A 2,812-nucleotide genomic window follows, 5' to 3' on the forward strand; every position below is an offset into this window, starting at 1 on the left:
CCCCTACTCCCCCACTCCCCCACTCCCGCCTAATTACCGAGCCTGGGCTGTTTTCACCCCTGCTGTAGCTTCTGCCAATTGGCTGAGACCACCTTGTAATTGCACGCCTGGGTCAACAGCCACCCATCCATTTTGGGTGAGGTGACGGACTTCAAAGTGTAAGTGGGGTCCTGTAGAATTGCCAGTGCTACCAACTCGACCAATCACAGTTCCTGGTTCTACCCATTGTCCAGGTTGAACAAAGATTTCTGACATATGCCCGTAGAGACTTTGTTGAGCAGAACCGTGATTAATTACTACAGCTAAACCATAACCACCTAACCAGTTAGCTGATTCTACTTGACCCTTAGCCGCGGCTAAAATTGGTGTTCCTGTGGGCGCACCTAAATCTGTCCCCGCGTGAAAACGGCGATCGCCCGTGATAGGATGAACACGCCAACCAAATAAAGATGTAATTGGTGCAGCCACCGACAGCGGGAAAACTATTCCCGAACCGCCACCAGCACCACGATAGGCTAGGGTATTAGTATAAGGAACTGCCGGCAACACTGATGCCAAAGAGAAGTCATAAGACACCATACTCGGACGAGGAGCAACATTACCCTCTATCATTGGCGCAGGTAAACTACCTACCTGGGGAGCAATAGGGGTAGAACTAACCTTGGTCGTGCTAAATTCCCTAGGACTAGGAATAAAGTTATTAGCATGATAGGCAGCCTTTGTATGACTGCTGGTATTACTTCTGGAAATCCGCCAATTATTTTGATTTTGAGGCTGACTGATTTTGCTAACACTACTAGCCACAGCCTCAGTCACATTCTCACTTTGATTACTGTTGGCAGTTATAGTTTTCCAGCCTACTTGTTTCTGCCTAGAGGCAGTCACTACTTTCGCCACTTCACTTTTCTTCAGCCAAGTCGGTGATGATTCTTGAGACTTAGCCACAGCAGGAGTTTGTGTAGATTTAGCGCAAGTGGTAGACACCGTTGCCCCACAACCGCTAGAACGTTCTGTTACTACTACAGAACTAGGCGGTGCATAGTTACTTTCACCTACATTTTTATACTCATTCGTGTCAATATAAGCGTTGTTGTAATCCTTGGATTTATTCTCTGTATCCTTAGCAGTGTCTTGAGAATTATTAGCTTGTTGAGGGAGTTCTGGCAGTTTTTTAATTACAGAATCAACTTCACTCACACTAGCAGTAGGTTGAGTATTTTCTCCCTTAGATTTAGAAATTCTCACACTAGCAGTAGGTTGAGTATCTTCTCCCTTAGATTTAGAAATTCTCACACTAGCAGTAGGTTGAGTATCTTCTCCCTTGGGTTTAGAAATTCTCACACTAGCAGTAGGTTGAGTATCTTCTCCCTTGGCAACACCTTTGCTATTTAGCCTCTTTTTTAGATTAACTCGGCGGACAGAAAAATCTGGTTGTGGCTTCGCTATTTCAGAAACACCAGCTTCTTTCTGAACTGGATTTGTGACTGCTGTTGGTTGAGAATTCTCAATAGTAGGAACAATATTGTCTATTGAGGAAGTGTCAGACTGAGCAGTTACAAACCCGCCACTAAGAAGACTGAAGCTACTTAATAAACAGATACCTTGTGCTGGCAATCTAGAAGCAAAGCGTTTACTTGTACCGCCGTAGTAAAAGTTTTTATGGGCAGATTTATGGTGCTGCGTCATTTTTTCTCTTTTGTTGTGTGTAATAAAGGTTAAATAATCAATATTCGTCATTCGTCAGTGGTCAGTGGTCAAGAAGAAGTTACAAACGAACAACAGACAAGATCCAATCCTCATACCTTGCCCGAATTAGGATGTCCAAGATTAAAGGATTTACAGGATTAAAACAGAAAATTACTCACCAATGACCAATGACCCATTACTAGCCTTAATAAGTTTGACGATAACCCAAGCTAATTGTACCCGGTTGGACAGAAATTTCTGGTGTTAAAGCTGCTTTTGCATCATCAGTTGTCATTTTTAAACGCAGATTACCTTCTTGAGTCACGCCAACTACTTTACCTAAAAAATTATTGACATAAACCTGATCACCCATATTTGTAAGTAAATCAAGGTAGTGAGACAAAAGTATGTTTATTCCTTCTGTCTGTAGACACTCTATACCGGACTTAATTCCTATTAAAACCTGTGAGGTGAGGATTTCTAGGTGATCAACTATCTGACAATTCTGGGAATTTTGCCATAATTGCAGATTAATTCCAGTTTCTGGAACTTGATTTGCCCAATTAATCCCCACACCAATGATAGCTTGAGTGATTTGTCCTTGATTGACTTTGGTTTCAGTTAAAATGCCGCCTAACTTGCGACCATCTAATACTAAATCATTTGGCCATTTTATGCCCACAGGTATACCACATTTTCTTAATTGTGCTGTAATTCCCCAAGCACTAGCCAAGGTAAGTTGATAACTGCTGGTAGCTGCCAAATTAGGAGCTATTGCCATTGAAAGATATAAACCACCCTTATGAGACTGCCATTCCCGACCCCATTGCCCTCTGCCGGCGGTTTGCTGGGTGGCAATAACTACAGAGCCGGGTTTTTCTCCTTGGTCAATTAGTTGCCACAGAGCTTGATTTGTGGAGGATAAAGTGTTAAAAATATGTAGAGAGAATGGTAAATCTTGATGCTTATATTCTGCTTTGAAGCTATCTATCAAAAGTTGCTGATTAAATTCCACCACAGTTCACCATTGCTTTAAGAGACTTCCAAATAAAAAAATATCCCGTCGTTATGAAGGCAGGGAGTAGGCAGTAGGGAGTAGGGAGTAGGGGGAGTAGGGGAGTAGGGG

General features: G+C 42.6%; 2 protein-coding genes. Both read right to left on the reverse strand.

What is annotated here, in order from left to right; all coding sequences use genetic code 11:
- Positions 1-33: 33 nt before the first annotated feature.
- Positions 34-1,686: a M23 family metallopeptidase gene (locus AN486_RS26335; protein WP_168636003.1), complete on the reverse strand. Its 1,653-nt coding sequence runs from the start codon at positions 1,684-1,686 to the stop codon at positions 34-36.
- A gap of 205 nt (positions 1,687-1,891) precedes the next feature.
- Entirely contained in the window at positions 1,892-2,701 is an 810-nt protein-coding gene (locus AN486_RS26340) for a biotin--[acetyl-CoA-carboxylase] ligase (protein ID WP_190382961.1), read from the reverse strand.
- Positions 2,702-2,812: the final 111 nt, after the last annotated feature.

The organism is Anabaena sp. AL93, from assembly GCF_001672085.1.
In the GTDB taxonomy this organism is placed as follows: Bacteria; Cyanobacteriota; Cyanobacteriia; order Cyanobacteriales; family Nostocaceae; genus Dolichospermum; species Dolichospermum heterosporum.